17 protein-coding genes are annotated in these 16,729 nt (G+C 61.4%); 5 read left to right on the top strand and 12 right to left on the bottom strand.

The genetic code is table 11. The features are described 5' to 3' along the window. Nucleotides 1-16 precede the first annotated feature (16 nt). The 7 genes from ACFRFQ_RS02270 to ACFRFQ_RS02240 form a co-directional block, all read right to left on the bottom strand. Nucleotides 17-1,042 (bottom strand): NAD(P)-dependent alcohol dehydrogenase, encoded by a 1,026-nt coding sequence (locus ACFRFQ_RS02270; protein ID WP_378652575.1) that lies wholly within the window; start codon nt 1,040-1,042, stop codon nt 17-19. Then, nucleotides 1,039-1,776: an iron-sulfur cluster assembly protein gene (locus ACFRFQ_RS02265; protein WP_378652572.1), complete on the bottom strand. Its 738-nt coding sequence runs from the start codon at nt 1,774-1,776 to the stop codon at nt 1,039-1,041. Before ACFRFQ_RS02265 ends, ACFRFQ_RS02270 begins: the two co-directional genes overlap by 4 nt. Further along, nucleotides 1,773-2,819 (bottom strand): amidohydrolase family protein, encoded by a 1,047-nt coding sequence (locus ACFRFQ_RS02260; RefSeq protein ID WP_138869954.1) that lies wholly within the window; start codon nt 2,817-2,819, stop codon nt 1,773-1,775. Before ACFRFQ_RS02260 ends, ACFRFQ_RS02265 begins: the two co-directional genes overlap by 4 nt. A gap of 45 nt (nt 2,820-2,864) precedes the next feature. After that, nucleotides 2,865-3,206, bottom strand: coding sequence for a propane 2-monooxygenase effector subunit MimD (gene mimD / locus ACFRFQ_RS02255; RefSeq protein WP_138869955.1), 342 nt, complete (start codon nt 3,204-3,206; stop codon nt 2,865-2,867). Next, on the bottom strand, nt 3,203-4,309 hold the full coding sequence (locus tag ACFRFQ_RS02250; RefSeq protein ID WP_378652568.1) for an aromatic/alkene monooxygenase hydroxylase subunit beta: 1,107 nt from the start codon (nt 4,307-4,309) through the stop codon (nt 3,203-3,205). The genes mimD and ACFRFQ_RS02250 overlap by 4 nt, the downstream gene beginning before the upstream one ends. Before the next feature lie 29 nt (nt 4,310-4,338). Continuing rightward, a complete protein-coding gene (locus tag ACFRFQ_RS02245) occupies nt 4,339-5,397 on the bottom strand; it encodes a 2Fe-2S iron-sulfur cluster-binding protein (protein ID WP_378652565.1) in 1,059 nt (352 codons plus the stop codon). Nucleotides 5,398-5,484: 87 nt separating this feature from the next. Beyond that, complete coding sequence (locus ACFRFQ_RS02240; RefSeq protein ID WP_138869958.1) at nt 5,485-7,116, bottom strand: methane monooxygenase; 1,632 nt, start codon at nt 7,114-7,116, stop codon at nt 5,485-5,487. 189 nt (nt 7,117-7,305) lie between these two features. Between ACFRFQ_RS02240 and ACFRFQ_RS02235 the strand changes: the two genes are divergently transcribed. Continuing rightward, a complete protein-coding gene (locus tag ACFRFQ_RS02235; RefSeq protein ID WP_378652562.1) occupies nt 7,306-9,090 on the top strand; it encodes a sigma-54-dependent Fis family transcriptional regulator in 1,785 nt (594 codons plus the stop codon). A 1-nt stretch (nt 9,091) separates the two neighbouring features. Here ACFRFQ_RS02235 and ACFRFQ_RS02230 read toward each other — a convergent pair whose 3' ends face one another. After that, nucleotides 9,092-10,048, bottom strand: a complete 957-nt coding sequence (locus ACFRFQ_RS02230) for a helix-turn-helix transcriptional regulator (RefSeq protein ID WP_378652559.1) — start codon at nt 10,046-10,048, stop codon at nt 9,092-9,094. Nucleotides 10,049-10,112: 64 nt separating this feature from the next. Here ACFRFQ_RS02230 and ACFRFQ_RS02225 point away from each other — a divergent pair, with 64 nt between their 5' ends. Then, a complete protein-coding gene (locus ACFRFQ_RS02225; RefSeq protein WP_378652557.1) occupies nt 10,113-10,577 on the top strand; it encodes a pyridoxamine 5'-phosphate oxidase family protein in 465 nt (154 codons plus the stop codon). Here the strand turns inward: ACFRFQ_RS02225 and ACFRFQ_RS02220 are convergent. From ACFRFQ_RS02220 to ACFRFQ_RS02210, 3 genes are all read right to left on the bottom strand, one after another. Next, the gene (locus ACFRFQ_RS02220; protein WP_378652554.1) at nt 10,567-11,496 is read right to left on the bottom strand and encodes a cation diffusion facilitator family transporter; all 930 of its coding nucleotides are present in this window, start codon (nt 11,494-11,496) and stop codon (nt 10,567-10,569) included. The two genes, ACFRFQ_RS02225 and ACFRFQ_RS02220, sit on opposite strands and share 11 nt — an antisense overlap. Before the next feature lie 84 nt (nt 11,497-11,580). After that, nucleotides 11,581-12,726, bottom strand: coding sequence for an aromatic acid exporter family protein (locus ACFRFQ_RS02215; protein ID WP_378652551.1), 1,146 nt, complete (start codon nt 12,724-12,726; stop codon nt 11,581-11,583). Beyond that, on the bottom strand, nt 12,713-13,129 hold the full coding sequence (locus ACFRFQ_RS02210) for a DUF3151 domain-containing protein (protein WP_138869964.1): 417 nt from the start codon (nt 13,127-13,129) through the stop codon (nt 12,713-12,715). The genes ACFRFQ_RS02215 and ACFRFQ_RS02210 overlap by 14 nt, the downstream gene beginning before the upstream one ends. A 123-nt stretch (nt 13,130-13,252) precedes the next feature. On the opposite strand from ACFRFQ_RS02210, the gene ACFRFQ_RS02205 reads away from it, so the two are divergent. Beyond that, nucleotides 13,253-13,966, top strand: coding sequence for a nuclear transport factor 2 family protein (locus ACFRFQ_RS02205; protein ID WP_378652548.1), 714 nt, complete (start codon nt 13,253-13,255; stop codon nt 13,964-13,966). An 80-nt stretch (nt 13,967-14,046) separates the two neighbouring features. Here ACFRFQ_RS02205 and fbaA read toward each other — a convergent pair whose 3' ends face one another. Then, nucleotides 14,047-15,084 (bottom strand): class II fructose-bisphosphate aldolase, encoded by a 1,038-nt coding sequence (fbaA, locus tag ACFRFQ_RS02200; protein WP_378652545.1) that lies wholly within the window; start codon nt 15,082-15,084, stop codon nt 14,047-14,049. 181 nt (nt 15,085-15,265) lie between these two features. Between fbaA and ACFRFQ_RS02195 the strand changes: the two genes are divergently transcribed. Beyond that, on the top strand, nt 15,266-16,000 hold the full coding sequence (locus ACFRFQ_RS02195) for a VTT domain-containing protein (RefSeq protein ID WP_378652542.1): 735 nt from the start codon (nt 15,266-15,268) through the stop codon (nt 15,998-16,000). Between the two features lie 31 nt (nt 16,001-16,031). Next, the gene (locus ACFRFQ_RS02190; protein WP_378652539.1) at nt 16,032-16,694 is read left to right on the top strand and encodes a DedA family protein; all 663 of its coding nucleotides are present in this window, start codon (nt 16,032-16,034) and stop codon (nt 16,692-16,694) included. The last annotated feature ends 35 nt before the right edge of the window (nt 16,695-16,729 follow it).

Here is a 16,729-nt window from a genome sequence, read left to right as displayed (position 1 = left end):
AGGCGGCTGGCGCCGACTACGGAACGAGGATCGCCCGCCCACGCACACGCCCAGAATCCAGATCGTCGAGTGCGTTCTGGAACTCCTCGAGCGGATATTTGGTTGTATGCAGAGTCACTTTGCCTTGCGCTGCAAGGATCATGAGCTCCTGCAAGTCGTTATAGGAACCGACCAGATTGCCGATGAAGTTGATCTCGGTGGAAATCACGTCGATTGTGGGAACATCGATGTTCTCGCCGTATCCGATGACGTAGTAGTTGCCCGCACGGCGAAGCATGGCAATCCCCTCCGCGGTGGCGCCGCCCTCACCGACAAAGTCGACGACGGCTTCCGCACCGTGACCTCTCGTCAAGTCCAGGACTTGCTGCACATGGGTGCCGTCAGCGACTATCCCGTGGTCGGCGCCGATGTCGAGAGCCAGTTCGACTGCCTCGGGATTTCGGTCGAGTACCACTACCGTCACTCCCGAGATCGCTTTGAGCACTTGGATTCCGATGTGACCGAGCCCGCCGGCACCGATCACCACACACACGTCACCCGGCCTGGTCGCGCCAGCGACCTTCGCGACGGCGTGGTACGCCGTCAGTCCGGCGTCCGCGAGGGCGGCGACATCAGCGGGATTGAGCGAGTCGTCGATCCGCACGACGCTGCGAGCCGTCGTGCGAAGGTATTCCGCGTAGCCGCCGTTGGTGTCGATTCCCGGGAATTGACTGTTCTCACAGTGCACGTCGTCGCCGAACCTGCACGCACGACACAACCCGCACGTGATCAGAGGATGCAGAATCACCGTGTCACCCACCGAAACATTGGTCACGGCATCGCCCACGGCATGAACCCAGCCGGCGTTCTCGTGACCGATCGTGTACGGCAACTCGACCCCGCTCTTTTCCTTCCACTGACCTTCGAGAACGTGAATGTCGGTACGGCACACGCCCGCTCCCCCGATCCGCACTATGACGTCGAGCGGGCTCTCGATCTTCGGCTCCGGAATATCGGTGAGCTGCAACTTGGTGTGATACCCCACAACTTGTACGGCCTTCATTGTGAGCTCCTGAGGTTGGTTATCGAGGGTAGAGCGCCGGCGGGTTCTTCGTCGGCGTAGCGGGTGGCGAGCAGGCCACGACAGAAATGTGCGTTGCCTTCCATCGAAATTCTGACCGACTTGGCGAATCGCAGACGCATGGGCACGTCATCACGGGCAATGACATGCCCATCCTCGTCGACGACGACTCGACTGTTGGGGCACGTGCTCAGACCGATGGCAACACGGCGACGCATCAACGCCGCCTTGTCTTTTCCGGCCGGGAGGTCACGCAACGTCAATGCACTGATCTGGTCCACCGCCAAAGAGGTCCTCTTCAGAAGAGATTCGACGCATCGTTCCATCGCCGCCGTATGCGCCTTGCGGAGGAAAATTCTGCGAAGCTCACTCAGACTTTCCTCCGCCTCGACACCGAAGGTGCCGACATAGCCGGCGTCCGCAGCCAATCCGTTGTTGATCTTGCTGCTGTCGTGGTGATCGTCGAGCATGATCCGCACCTCTCCGACATCATCGACCAACCGCAGAGCGTCCTGAGCGTCGGATGCCATGAGGTAAGCGAAGTTCGGCGAACAGAATGCGGTGGGCAGCCGCAGATGCACGGTGACTCCGTCGTCGTCGATCGCCACCGAGCGCACGAATCCCAATTCGGTGATCGGCTCGTCGAGTTCCGGATCTGTGACAGTCGCGAGGGCCTCGAGGATGTCCTGTTCCACCGAGACCGCAAGTGTGGTCATGACGACACAACCTCTCGCGCTCCAGCTGCGACCTCAACACCCTCCTGCCCTGCCGGCTCGGCCGGCCGCAGTTCAGCGGGAACGTCGATGTCGTAGAGGGCCGCAGCATTGAGCCCGAGGATCTTCTTTTTCTGTTCCACGGTGATCGGAGCGTATTCGGACTGCATGTCTTCCGGAATCTGGAAATCGACGAACTTCTCGATCAGCCACTTCGGCGTCCAAATTCCGTAGTCGCTACTGAAGAGGATCTTGTCTTCGCCGATCCAGTACAGGAGCTCCCCGATGATCTGTGCGAAATACCTTGGGCGAGTGTGGATGAACGGCAATGCAACCGCCAACCCGCCGTACACGTTGGACTCCTGGGTCGCGATCCAGCAGAAGTCCTCCAACCGAGGCAAGCCCACGTGCTCGACGACAAATCGTAGATCGAGGTAGTCGGTCGCAACCTTGTCGACGTCCGCCACGTCGAACGCGTCACGGTCGAGCGGGCGAATCGTCGGACCTTTGTGCACGTGAACATTCTTGATACCCAGCGTGATGCACTCTTCGAGGTACCGCCGCGACCACGGGTCGTCGAGTTTGTATCCGCGAGAGTCGCCATGCCACTCGGCCGTGTAGAGCTTGACGCCCTGCAGGTTCATCCGCTCGGCGTCCCGGCGCAGTTGTTCCAGGCCGGCCTCCTCGTAGCGAGGATCGTAGGCATGGTTGTACGTGAGCTTGTCCGGGTGCTTCTGCGTGAGCGCAAAAGCCTCCTCGGTCTGCCCGAATCCGTTGACGTAGAAGTCACTGAGCAGCGTGGCCTGGAAGATCGCGTGATCGACGTAACCATCCACGAAAAGATCCTTCATCAGCCGATCCGAACCGTAGTAGGTGTAGGTGTCGTAGTCCCACACCTCGTCCTCGGGGCTCAGGTTCTTGTGGTAATCGTAGAAACAGTCGATGAACTGCTTGCCGTGTACGTTCTTGTGGTTCGACTCGCGCCCGTCCCAGAGATGCACGTGCCCGTCGACGATGAAATACTTGTGGCCGTCCTTCTGATACATCGCTTCCCTCGCTTCGCTTTTCAGTTCGTACTGGGTGGGTAACGGTCAGCTCGCCGTGAGATCGAAACCGATGTACTCGGCAGCGTCCTCGGGGCTGGCGAACAACATCGTCTTGTCGTCGAGGTGGACCATGCGTCCGTAGTGGGTGGAGCTGATCTCCTCGAAAATGGAGCCGTCGAATTCCGAACCCAGTGCGTCGGTGAGTTCCTCGTAGTCGAAGTTGAGAAGGCGCTTACCGTCCACACGAATCATGGAGGGGTACTCGGTGAGTTCGACACCGTCCTTGGCTCCCATCACCTCCGCGACGACGCGGCCGGTCGGAGTATTCATCAGGGTGACACCACACATGTTCGAGAACTCAGTGTCGGATCCGAAGTGCATGCTCATTTTGCCAACTCCTTGGGGATATCGAGCCCGAGATCCTCGAGCAGGGAACTGAACTTCGCCGTTGCGGCGTCGAGACTGTCGGCAAACGTGACCGCCTTGTCGGCCGGCTGCGACCAGATCGGTTGCAGAGCACGCGCGGCGTCGAGGCACCGCGGAACCCACGTAGCGAGCCACGTGCCGAAGAGCTCCTTGTTGGACTCGCCGGTCTCGGGGTCCCGTGTCAGCAACTGGAAGAGGTTGCGTGTGTAGGCAAGGTCGCGGTCGTAGTCGTGTTCACCGGTACCGACGATCGTCGGAGTGATGTAATCGCCGTTCCGAGCGGCGATCTGCATGACAAGTTCGCTGCGGAACAGCGATCCCACCAATTGCTCGAACACGATGTTGGTCGCGAACAGTAGCTCGCACCAGTCCGGCACCGCGGTCAACCGCTCCACGACCTCACGGGTGGGCTGCCATTCCGGTGCTGACTGCCACACGTCTTTGTGCGCTCCCCCGTCGAACGTGTCGACGGCTTCGGACAGGTCGAGGTTGAACAGCGCAAGGTCCTGCGCGAATCGCATCTTGTGGACCGCATTGACCGCGACGGCCGTGTTGATCATGTTTGTCGGTCCGGACCGCTGAACTGCCGTGAACACATGCAACGCCAAACCGTTCTCCGCGTGCATCCATGCACCCAGATTGCGCTCGATGAACTTGAGCCACGGCGCATTCCAGCTCTCGTACACCCTGGCCCGCTTGGCGTTGGACAGACACAGCTCCACCTGATGCACAACCTTGGAGTTGTTCCGGAAGATCGTCTGATCCCATTCCTCGTTCGGGTCCAGAAATGCGTGCCAGTTCGACGACGTCGCGGCCGTCCATTCCTTCGGGTATCCGCCCGGACCGTCACCGAAGCCGTAAATCCAGCCCTGCGACAAATGCCGCTCGGGGTCTGGTTGCACGTCGACGGTGACGTCCTCGTACATCGTCGCCCGTCGTTTTGCCGGTGTGTAGTAGTTGTACGTTCTGCTCTTCGAACTCGGGAATTCGAGCGCACCTGCCTCGGAATCCGTGAACTCGATCGAGGGAAAGCTCCGTTGCCTGGTCCCGCTGGTGACGGTCATGTCGTTTCAGTTCCTTTCGGTGGCTGTGGTCAATCGAAAGCCGGGCTGGTGAACTTGTCGTAGAAGACTTGGTCTTTCGGAACCCCATTGGCGTCGAGTAGGGCAAGGGCGGCGTCAACCATGGGCGGCGGCCCGCACAGATAGACCTCGGACTTGCCCAACTCGCTTTCACTACGATCGACGACGTCGGTGACGTTGCCCTCTTCAACGGTCACGGAATCCGGCAACTCCGTACCGGGCAAGGACTGGTCCACGACTTCCGAAAGGCACGCCACAAACCTGAAGTCCTTCAAATGTGTTCCGAGTTCGAGAATCTCGTTCAGGTAGAACAGGTCTCGAGCCGTTCGAGCCCCGTAGTAGAAGTGCACCGGCCGGGTGTTGGCACTCTCACTCAGGTGGCGCAGCAGCGAGAGAATGGGCGCCATCCCGGCCCCACCACCGATGCACACGATCGGAAGCACGTGTCCGTCCTTGATCGTGAAGGACCCGTACGGTCCGGTCAAGGACAGTGCGTCGCCGACCTTCATCGTGTTGTCCAACAAGCCGGCGAACTTTCCCCCGGGGTACTTCTTGATGAGAAACTCCACCTGACCTGGCGTCGATTGTGTTGTCGCCATGGAGAACGAGCGGTGTTCGTCGCCATCCGGGAGATGCAGGTCGGCATACTGCCCCGGTTTGAATTCGAAAATCTCGGGTTCGACGGCCCGCAGGCGCAGCGACACGATGTCCGGTGTCATCGGCTCCAGTGCAATCACTTCGGTGCGCACCGTCTGGATGGGTATACCTCCGAGGAGTTCGTCTTCGTCGAAGTTGAGCAACTCGATCGTGCAATCGCTGTATGCATACGACCGGCAAAGCAATACGTACCCCTCCTCTTCCTCTGCGTCGTTGCAGGCGAAGGTCGAGTAGTTCTCCATCTGAATCTCGCCGTCGAGAAGGTAGGACTTGCACGCCGAGCATCGACCTTCGCGGCAGCCGTGCATCAGATGAATGCCCTGCCGGAAGGCTGCGTCGAGGATGTTCTCGTCCTCGCCTACTTCCATCTCGATATCTACGGGCTCGAAGTTGATCCGGTGAATGTCGGCCACGGGTGTCTCCTGGGCTGATCGAGTGATGGTTGCGTCAGGTGGCGCGCAATGGTGCCACGCGCCACCTGACGAAACTGGATACGGCGCTCAGGCCGGAGTCGCCCCGGCGCGGTATTCCGCGATATGGGCGATGCGTTCGGCGTCGGACATCTGGTTCAAGAGCACATTCGGGCTCATGAACGTGTTGCCACGAACGTCGTCGAGAGTCCACAGCTTCTTCGGGTCGTCCAAGTGCAGGTGCGGCTGGCCGACCAGAGTCTTCCCGTCGTCTCGGACGTAGCCGAGATCCTTGACGATATCTGCGAGATCCTTGTCGTGGTGCAAGGTTTCCCACTCACGAAATCCCGTGAGCCGGCCCATGTTCGGCGTCGGCCTGCCCTGATATTCCTCGCGGAAGGCCACCGCATCGGTCCAGTAGCATGTTTCCGAGCAGTAGGTCCGCCACTGGTTGTCGACCTTCTCCACGACCATGTCTTCACGAATGAGCGCAGGCACCATGCAGGTCCAGCACCGGTGCGGATACTGGTATCCCACTTCCTCGAAGGCAATCGGCTTGTTCCGGCCCGGGTAGGCCAGGCGGTTGTACTCCTCCCACCACTTGCCGTACTTCGAGTACCAACCGGGATACTTGTGCTCGAACCACTCGAAGTCCTTGTCGGTCATCGTGTCGATCCGCCAGTAATTGACCGGCCATCCTGTTGCGAAGAAACGCGCAACCTCGTGAACATATCCCTTGTTGGTGATGCGATTCCAGGCTTCCTCGACCAGATCGTGCGGAATGGTCAGGCCGTACTTCTCCAGCGGAATCAGGTAGCTGCGGTAGTAGTCGTCGTAGATCCACCGACGCCACATTTCGGCGTAACTCTCACGGTCCTTGCGGCGGTCCTTGGTGCCGTATTCGATGAACGTACCGATCGCAGCATCCACCACACAGTGGTTGTTCCACCACGCGTAGCGCAGATCCCGCTCGAGCAGCGGACGGTTGCGCTCGTCGGCCAACGCCATCAACAGAATTGAATAGCCGTTGGAGATGTGCCGCGACTCGTCGGACTGCACCGAGTGAAACACAGTGGGCAGCAGGTAATCACCGTTTGCCGCTGCTTCGTCCGGCATGGCCACGAACAGGGTGTTCGTAAACGCCGTCTCTGCAACAACCGTCAGGTAGATATTGGCCGCCGTGATCGCGTCGCCGGTGATGAAACCTTCACCGAACTGTCGGCCGATGGTGCCCGCGTAGTTGTTCGCGAACGCCTTCTCCGTCATATCGAACCCGGCGGGGTCGATGTAGTTGTTCATGTAGAGCTTCTTGAGATTCATCTGAATCGTCGAGTGTCGGACCTCGTCGATCATCTGTACTGCCAGGCCGTTGTGAATTTCCGGGTTCGGGACGGCGTCGATGGCCATCGGCATCGCTCTGGCTGCAGAGATCTCCGGGAACGGAATGATCGACAGAAACAGCTTCTGCCACTCCATCCAACGCTGTTGGACCTGGCGGAACATGTTGCCGCGGATCGCGCCGTCCATGGCGCCGTAGACCCTGTTGTCCTTCTCTTCCTCCATCGGGAAGTAGGACCGCATGATCTGCTTGAGAGGGTCCTTCTTCGGAGCCTTCTCGAACGTGTAGTCGGTGCCGAATCGGGTAGCCGGGGTGGCGAAAGTCGGATCCCAGGTCAACTCGCTGATCTTCGCGTGGGCCTTTGTCAGGCTCTGCTTACTCAATGTGCGCCTCCTAGATCGAGTGCCGGCCTTGTGCCGACTTGGGGGGACGTTGTGTAATTCACTCAACCCTGTGGTACACATCTCAATCGTCTCAGTTTGAGATTGATGTCACACATATCGCTTTTTACGCTGACCCAGCCAAGAAACAGCACGCATAACGCAGGCAAAGCCAACCCCAGGAGATCGACGATGGCCCACAATCTCGGGACCTCGAAAGTAGCTGTGCCCCCGCACTTTCCTTCGATCGATTCCGCTGACCCTGCCGAGCTCGAACTGCGCCACTGGCTTCGCGTTTCATGGTCGCGTTCGCGAGACGCGCTCGGTGAGACGAACGAGCCGACGGCGGCGTATGTCGAGCAGGTTCCGGTCGACACCGTTCTCACCCGCGCCGCCTATCCCGTTCTATCTGCTCTGTCGGCCGAGATCGACAACGAACCGGTGTCCCTGATTCTCACCGACGCCTCGGGCACCGTGCTCAGCCGCCACGGCGGTGACCGCGGTTTGCTCGCCGCTCTCGACCGCGTCGACCTCGCACCCGGGTTTCGGTACGCGGAATCACAAGTCGGAACCAACGGAATCGGCACCGCTCTCGAAGTCGGCGCTCCCGTCGTCATCGACGGAAGCGAACATTTCAGTGGCCTTCTCCGCTCGTTCTCCTGCGCCGGCGCGCTTGTGACCCACCCCCTCACCGGGGCAGTCCTGGGCGTCGTCGACCTGACCACCAAGTCGGAACACATGAACGCACTGCTGCTCTCGTTTGCCAAACTCGCGGCCGCGCGCATCAAGGAACGCATTCTCGACGACGCCAACGAGCACGACCGAGCCGTGTTGAGCGACTACCACGCAGTCAGTCATACCGGGCAACCGGTGATCGCACTCGGTGACGAAGTCCTGATGATCAACGCGCTGACACAACAACAGTTCGACTCACACGATCAGGCAGCGATCATCGACCGTATCCGAGACGCTCGCGGGCAGGCCAAGTCCTTCACGACGCTCACCGACCTGCCGAGCGGAGCCACCGCCCGGTTGTCGTACCAGCCGACATTCGTGGGCGACAAGTTGGCGGGCGGCATCGTGCGGATCACGGAACAACTTGCGACCCGCACCGCGCAGGTTGTGACCACTCCGATCCTGCGCACCGTAACCGGCAGCAGTGCCGTGTGGCGACGCACGGTTCACGGTGTGGTCGAGAGTTGCCGCCGGCGAGAATGGCTTGTGCTCGAGGGCGAACCCGGCGTCGGCAAGACGACGCTGATTCAGGCAGCACACGAACACGTTTCGGGCACACACCATCTCGCGGTCCTCGACGCGACCACACTCGGCGGGGAAGACCTGCTCACGCATGCCGCAACCGAACTGGCCGGCGGATCGGACTTGGCGGTTCTCCACGCACACACGTTGAGCGACAACGATCTCGACGAACTGAGCCAACTACTGCAAGAAGTCGAACAGGGCTCACTCCCCCGCGAGCCCTGGGTTGCGCTGACGACGTATCCGCAAGAGCCCAGCGCCACATCCGCACTGCTGCGGCTCTTTCCGAAGTCGATCAGTGTGCCGCCCCTGCGCTACCACCTCGAAGACATCCCAGAACTGGTACCGGCGCTACTGCGGACGCTCGGCGCCCCGGACCTCACACTCTCCGCCGCGTCGTTGAACCAACTCAGCCGGCTCGCCTGGCGTGGCAACGTCGCACATCTGCGAAGCGTCCTCTACGAGATTCATCGCCGCCGCCGCTCCGGCGTCGTGGAGCCAGACGCCTTACCCTCGGAATGTCGAGCGACCACCCGCCGGAACCTGACGCAGCTTCAGTCCCTCGAACGTGATGCGATAGTGGACGCGCTTGCGCTCCACTCCGGCGACAAGACAGCTGCCGCACAGGCTTTGGGAATGTCTCGAGCCACGATCTACCGCAAGATCCGCGGCTTCGGCATCATCTACCGAGCCTCGGCAGTCCAGCCCATGCCCGAGTGATTCACCGCCTACGGCGCTGATGGCGCCGCACCATCTGCTGCGCAACCTCGAACACCGCGCCGCGCAGCGACAACGGTTCCAGCACTTCGACATCCGCGCCCAGACCGATCAACTGGGAAAGCGCGATATCAGAGCTTTCCAATCGCAGTTCGACGTCTATCCACCCGGCGTCGTCAGGCAGACCTGGCGTCACCCGCGACGCCTCGACTCCCACCACGTCGGGGAGTCGGCGCCACCCGTTGGGTGACAACCGAATCCGGCATTCGAAGCGCAGCAGCGACTGGTCGAACTGCGCCATGGACGCCGCCCACCACGCTGCCAAGTCGAAATCCACAGGCCGATCGGCTACTTCGTCACACACCACGGGGCCGGTGATACGGCCGACCCGAAACGACAGCGTTCGACTGCCCAGGTGTGCCACCAGATACCAGACCCCGGCCTTGATCACGAGACCGAGCGGATCAACTGTCCGTTCCTTGTCACGATAGGTGAAACGTAGTCGGCGTGAATCCAGCACCGCCGACGCCAGAGTAGGCAGCGCCGCGATGTCGTCGCTGCCGCCGAACCATCCGGGCACGTCTACGAGAATGCGGTCCTGCCACAACCGCGCACCTTTCTGAAGGCTCGGTGGCATCGTGCTCAGTAGTTTTGCCGCCGCCGCTTCCGCGGAATCCGTCCGGCCCAGATCGGCCGCGATGGACGGTACGCCCAGCAACATCAGCGCCGAAGTCTCGTCGTCCGTCATTCCCGAGAGCTTGGACTGCCACCCGTCGAGCAAGCGAATACCCCCGCCCGGTCCACTTTCGGTCCAGATCGGCACACCGGCAGCAGACAACGAGGCAACGTCTCGGTAGATCGTCCGTACCGACACCCCGAACTCACCGGCCAACTGCTCGGCGACGACGCCTCGACTGCCCTGCAGGCGCAGCATGAGCTGAAGCAGGCGCGCGGATCTCATGGATCGAACATTACCCAGAATCACTGACAGAAGTTGTCAGGAATAGGGGTGCACAATGACCGTCATGGTCACTTGGAAGCAGTTCTCCGAAGAAGTTCCCGCCCTAGCCACAGCCGTAGAAGCGCGATTCACAGCCCACAAGCATCACGTCCTCGCAACGCTGCGCAAGGATGGCTCACCGCGGGTCAGTGGCACCGAAGTGGAAATGCTCGACGGGCGCCTGGTTCTCGGCTCGATGTTCGGCGCTCTCAAGGCGAAGGACCTCATCCGCGACGGGCGCTACGCCCTCCACAGCAATCCCGGCGAGCACACGATGGAGGGGGGCGACGCGAAGATCGCCGGAATCGCCCGCGAGGTGTCCGGCGAGGAGTTCGAGACTGTGCTGGCCAGCTACACCTACGAGGTTCCGAAACCTCTGCACCTCTTTGTCCTCGACATCACGGAGGTGGTGCACACGACCGTCGACGACGAGCATATGTACGTCGATCTCTGGAAGCCGGGCAAGGAGATCACCCGCTTCACCAAGTGACGTTCTTCTCGCAATGCTCGCCGTTGGCGCAGGACTCCACCTGCACCGTCGCATGTGAAAGCCCGTGACTTTCCAAGACGGCGCGGGCGGATTCGAGAACGTGCGAAGAATCGGCGTCGCTGGTCAAATGCACTGTCGCAACGTCCATTCCCGTAGTCAGGGTCCAGATATGCAGATCGTGGACGCCCTTGACATTGGGGAGCGCAGCCAAATCGGCTTCGACGGACTCGACATCGACATCGGCCGGCGACGCCTGCGTCAGAATGCGCAGCGACGCGGCCGCCAACTTGAGTGCGCGAGGCACCACCCACAGCGAGATGAGTACACCGACAACGATGTCTGCCCACGTCCAGCCGAACAGAAGGACCACGGCGCCGGCGATCAGAACACCAACGCTGCCAACAGCATCCGCGAGCACTTCGAGGTAGGCGCCGCGCACCGCGAGGCTGTCCTTGGAGTCGCCGCGCAGCATGAGCATGACCACGATATTGGCGAGCAGACCCGCAGCGGCCGTGATGATGAGAGCGCCGCCGGGAATCTCGGGTTCGTCACCGATGCGGCCGATGGCCTCGTACATCACCCACGCCGCGACGGCCAAGAGCATCGCGGCGTTGGCCATTGCCGTGAGAACTTCGGCGCGATGCCAGCCGAAAGTCCGTGCAGCGGTGGTACTCCCCTTCTTCGCAAGCAGAAGTGCTGTCAACCCCATAGCCATTCCGACTACATCGGTGAGCATGTGGCCGGCGTCGGCGAGTAGAGCAAGTGAGCCGATGAGCAAACCGACGGTCGCCTCGAGAACGAGGAAGGCAACCAGGATCGCGAGTGCGATCACCATCTTCCGGATGCGCGTCGGACTCGGACCTACTCCGACCGAATCTGCCGCCGAATGACCGTGAGAATGACCGTGCCCTGACCCCATGTGACCGCTTACCTCCTTAGTTCTCCCGATCATATGCATACATTCGCATATATACAATGGGATGCTCAGTGAGTGGCACGCACGTCAGTGTTCGGGCTGGTACGCGGGATTCTCCACAGTTGGCGGCAACGTGGCGATTGCCGAAATACGCTTCATCCCCGCCACCTGAAGAAGGTCGACAACCAACGATCGGATCTGCGCGAACACCACTGTCGCCGACAGACCGGCGGTCTCGACAATTGCCGGCTTCAGTTCCTTCGCGACCGAACGCAGCACCCGAGCGGCCTCAGCCTGATCGGGCTGCTCCCCCGGTTCCGCGAGGATCATTTCCCGCAAGACCTCGACAGCCTTCGACAATTTCTCCACCTGCGTCACCAGACGCGGATCGAGAATTTCGTCGTCCCGGACCAACGTCAGGGAACGCCGCGACAGAACCCGAATGTTGCGCATCGCATTGTCGATCGGATCGGCCGTCGCCATGAGCCGCTCGAGCCGCGGGCGGGTGTTCCAGTACAGCGGCGAGATCCGGCTGATCTCCTGCCCACCTTTGAGATTGCTGCGCAATCCGTCGATCGCCGACTGCGTCGCGCGGGCCTTACGCAGAGCCTTTACGATCGGCTCGGGATCGTTGGCCCGCAATCCGTCGGCCACCAACGCCAATACCTCCGACGACGTCGTGAGAATCGCCGCCGCATCCTTGCGAGCGCGTCGCACGGGATGGGTGGGGATGATCGCAACCACCGCGATGCCCACCAAACCGCCGACCAATGCGTCGATCATGCGGTCGATCCCGCCGGTGCCCCCTGGCGGGATCAACGTCGCCACCAGCACAGCAGAGTTTCCCGCCTGCATCGAGAAGATGGGGCCACTGTTCAACAGCACAGCCACCGACATCGCCAGCACCACCACGAGGCAGATCTGCCACGGGCCGCTGCCGATACCGGAGATGATCAGATCGCCGATACCGATGCCGACCGTCACACCGGCCACCAACTCGAACGACCGGCGCAGGCGAGCGCCCAACGACAAGCCGAGCGACACGACAGCGGCAATAGGCGCGAAGAAGGGCGAATGATGCCCGATCACCGTGGTGGCAACCCACCACGCCAATCCGGCAGCCAGTGCGCACTGAAGAATCGGCAGCGCCGACGTCCTCAGCCGGCGCACCGACTTACGAGCGCGGTCCTTGATGCTCGACGCGCTTGGACGGAAACTGCTAACCGAGGCCAAGCGCTTCGGCAGCGTTGGGGTCGCAATCCTCGAGCAGATCCAGGCAGCGGGCGTACTCGTCTGCCTCACCGATCGACTGCGCGGCCTTGGCCAGCACCGCTACACAACGGAGGAAACCGCGATTGGGCTCATGGCTGTACGGGACGGGCCCGAAGCCCTTCCAACCATTGCGACGAAGCTGATCGAGTCCACGGTGGTAGCCGGTACGCGCGTAGGCGTACGCGGTGATGGTCGCACCACTCTCGAATGCGGCCTCGGCCAGATAGGCCCACGCGATGGAAGCAGTGGGATGATCGGCCGCAACCTGAGCCGGATCAGCATGGTTGAGCAGGGCTGATTCCGCGTCGTCATCGCCGGGAAGCAAAGTGGGCTTGGGTCCGAGCAGGTCACCGAATTGGGTCATGGGCTTATTGTGCCCGCTCCCGTCCGTGGGCACCCGGGCGCCTCACCCGTGGTCGCCGTTACGGCCGGATTCGACCGATCGTTACGCTGAGGACGCCAATTGCCCCAGACCGAAGGATGACCGGTGCCGGACTCGAACGACGACAACTCGACAAAGAGAACGCCGGAAAGCTCGACGCCGACCGAACCCGCTACCGTCGCGATGCCCAAGGCACAGCCGGCGCCTGAGCCCGCAACGGTGGCCATTCCCAAGACGCCGCAGCCCACGCCGCCGCAGCCCACGCCGCCGCAGCCGGTCCGGGCCGCACCGCAACGCGTCGGAGTGGCCGCGGGAATTCCGGCGCATCAGCCACTTCCCACTCGAATCGAGCCGGTGGAGCCGGAGCCGACCAAGCGCGGCGGCAAGGGTTGGTACATCGCTGCCGGAGCAGCCGCTGTCGCCATCGTGGCGGTAATCGGTGTCGCACTGTACGTCTCGTCCGAGGGCAGCAGCGGGAGCAACTCCCCCGAAGCTCAAGTCCAAACGGCGATCAACACGTACGTCGACGCTCTCGCATCCGGCGACATTGCCGCTCTGCGCACCGCTACGTGCGGTTCTCTCGCCGACTACTACCAGTCCGTCCCGGACGATGCCTTCGCCCAGGTCCACGAGAATGCGGTAACGCAGAAGACGATTCCCCAGGTCAGCGCCGTCGACGCCGTCCGAATTACCGACGACACGGCTATCGCCCAGGTCGAGGCGAGCATCCCGGCCACCGGGGAACGCTCGTGGCGAACCTTCGATCTGGAACGTCAAGACGGAACCTGGAAGGTGTGCGACCCGAGTCAGACCGGTTAAACACTCGAACGGTCAAACAAGCTGGGCGCGCCCACGAAGTCGTCGGCTTCGTGGGCGCGCCCAGTTTTCGAGCGTGCTGCTTAGCTTCCGGACACCGAGCGGCCGGCCGACTTCAGGTCGTTGCATGCCTCGATGACGCGAGCAGTCATGCCTGCTTCGGCCTTCTTGAGGTAGCTACGCGGGTCGTAGGCCTTCTTGTTTCCGACCTCGCCGTCGACCTTGAGGACGCCGTCGTAGTTGGTGAAGAAGTGTCCGGCGATCGGACGGGAGAACGCGTACTGCGTGTCGGTGTCGACATTCATCTTGACGACGCCGAAGTTCAGCGAATCCTCGATCTCGGACTTCAGCGAGCCCGATCCACCGTGGAACACGAAGTCGAACGGCTGTGAACCGGCCGCGAGACCGAGCTTCGCTGCGGCAACGCGCTGACCCTCGTCGAGAACCTCGGGCTTGAGCTTGACGTTGCCCGGCTTGTACACACCGTGCACGTTGCCGAAGGTGGCCGCGAGGAGGTACTTACCCTGCTCGCCGACGCCCAGAGCGTCGACCGTCTTCTCGAAGTCTTCCTTCGAGGTGTACAGCTTGTCGTTGATCTCGGCTTCGACGCCGTCTTCTTCGCCGCCGACAACACCGATCTCGACCTCGAGGATGATGTTTGCAGCCTTCGACAGTGCAAGCAGTTCCTTCGCGATCGCCAGGTTCTCGTCGATCGGGACAGCGGAACCGTCCCACATGTGGGACTGGAACAGCGGGTTACGGCCGGCGTTGACACGTTCCTGCGAGATGGCGAGCAGCGGGCGCACAAACGTGTCCAGCTTGTCCTTCGGGCAGTGGTCGGTGTGCAGCGCGATAGTGACGTCGTACTTGGCGGCGATCACGTGAGCGAACTCGGCGAGTGCAACAGCACCGGTAACCATGTCCTTGACGCCCAGACCGGAACCGAACTCGGCACCGCCGGTCGAGAACTGGATGATGCCGTCACTGCCGGCGTCCGCAAAGCCCTTGATGGCTGCGTTGATGGATTCGGAGCCGACACAGTTGATGGCGGGGAAGGCAAAGGAATGCTCCTTGGCCCGACCAAGCATCTCGGCATAGACCTCGGGAGTTGCGATAGGCACGGCGGGAGTCCTCCATTTACGTGTCGTTCGGAGCGCTCGACGATGTAAAAGCGCTTCGTGTGGTCCTAGCAGTATGGCAAGTCGTGGTCGCCACGTCTCTTTGCGGTCTCGCCGTGACGTGGACGACGCGGTGACCTGCAGCGGTGGGAAACACTCAGATGCTGCCGGTAGTCTGGCCTCCGTGAATGTGCAGGCAGCAACTGAATCCGTGACGAACCTGGCCTTGCTGCCCGGCTTCCTCGATCCCGTGAACCTCTTGAACTCCTTCGGAACGTGGGTTCTGGTGGGATTGCTTCTGGTGGTCTTCATCGAATCCGGCCTACTGTTTCCCCTTCTGCCTGGCGATTCCCTCCTCTTCACCGCAGGGTTGATCGCGGCGTCCAAGTCAACCGAGATCGAACCGTTCGCACCGTTGTGGGTGCTGTTGGTGACCATTCCGATTGCCGCGATCCTGGGTGACCAGGTCGGCTTCTACATCGGCATCAAGGGTGGAACCGCGCTGTTCAAGAACGACGACGCGAAGTTCTTCAAGAAGAAGTACATCGACGAGTCACATGCGTTCTTCGAAAAGCACGGCCCGATCACCATCATCCTGGCCCGCTTCGTACCGATCGTGCGTACCTTCGCTCCGGTTGTCGCCGGCGCTTCGAAAATGAAGTACTCACTGTTCCTGACCTACAACATCGTCGGCGGCATTCTGTGGGGTGCCGGCGTCACGATGCTCGGCTACCTCCTGGGCCAGATCGAATTCATCCGCGACAATGTCGACTACATCTTCATCTTGATCGTCCTGGTGTCGGTCCTGCCGATCGTTTTCGAAATCGGTAAGCGTCTTCTCGCGTCACGACGCGGCGAGACGGCGAATACTTCAACTACGGACAATTCGGAATCCGTGACCGAGGAACCGACTCGCTGATCACCAGAACCGAGGCGAGAAACTGACGACCATGGCAATCGCGTCCGGCAGTTTCGGTCCTCTCGAAACCGCCGGTCCTGCGCTGGTGTGGATCATCGTCGTGACATTCGTGTTCATCGAATGCGCGATCATTCTGGGGTTGTTCCTTCCCGGCGATTCTCTGCTCATCACCGCCGGAATTGTGCTGGCCGGCCACGAATCCGGTGCCGGACACGTGTGGGCTCTCTCGGTGGGTGCCATGATCGCCGCCATTGCCGGTAATCAAGTCGGGTACGTCATCGGCCACCGGACGGGCAATCACATCAAGGCCCGAAAAGGTGGCAAGTACTTCACCGAGAAGAACCTGCACCGAGTCAACATCCTGTTGGAGAAACACGGCTTCTGGGCTGTCCTGATCGCCCGGTGGATCCCCTGGGTACGCACCTTGTGCCCCATGGTCGCCGGCGCAGCCAAGATGAACCACACGCGGTACACGGTGGCCAGCACCATCGGCGCGATCATCTGGGCGCCGGTGCTGCTGCTGATCGGCTTCTACGGCGGCTCGTTCCTCGATCGCGTGCCGTGGCTTCTCCCCGGCGTCCTGATCGTGATGACCGTCAGCCTTGTCGTCGGCACCGGTCTCGGTATCTGGCAGTACCGCAAGGAAATGGCACGCCCCGCCGAGGACGTCGAGGTCGAAGAAGTTCTCGACTGAGACATGATTCGTTCCAGCGGCGTCACTCCCACGCC

This window comes from Rhodococcus sp. NPDC056743, assembly GCF_042790355.1.
Classification (GTDB): domain Bacteria; phylum Actinomycetota; class Actinomycetes; order Mycobacteriales; family Mycobacteriaceae; genus Rhodococcus_F.
Note: the sequence above shows the minus strand (reverse complement) of the source record. Positions and strands in the feature narration are given on the sequence as shown.